Here is a 379-nt window from a genome sequence, read left to right on the forward strand (position 1 = left end):
CAGATGTGTCTAAGAGACAGCGAGCTCACCGCGGCGACAATCTGGTGCCAGTCAGCACCCACGCTCCACAGAATAGCGACATACACCGGCGACTGAAAGGTGACGTAGGCCAGCACGTCGGCCATATTTTTCATCCACCTGGCTGGGCTGATGCGCCGGGCCTGACGCATGGCGAAATCGCGATAAATCCCATAGGGTACGGCAATAATAATGTTGACCGGGATCGCCACCAGACGCGACGATAACGACTGCTCAAACGTCATACCAGAGAGAAAAATTTCGATCATCATGTTGACGACGGTGCAGTAAACCACCATCGCAAAGGTGTCTGCAACCGCATGCCGCAAGCGGGAGTGCGCAGAGAACATCGGTGTGCTCC

Annotated in this window: 1 protein-coding gene; it reads right to left on the minus strand. The window is 55.4% G+C overall.

The features are described from left to right. The coding region (alaE, locus tag FJV41_RS56850) for an L-alanine exporter AlaE (protein ID WP_141649724.1) at window positions 1-368 on the minus strand (368 nt) is incomplete at its 3' end. Between the last annotated feature and the right edge of the window lie 11 nt (window positions 369-379).

Origin of the sequence: Myxococcus llanfairpwllgwyngyllgogerychwyrndrobwllllantysiliogogogochensis (genome assembly GCF_006636215.1) — a bacterium.
GTDB lineage: Bacteria > Myxococcota > Myxococcia > Myxococcales > Myxococcaceae > Myxococcus > Myxococcus llanfairpwllgwyngyllgogerychwyrndrobwllllantysiliogogogochensis.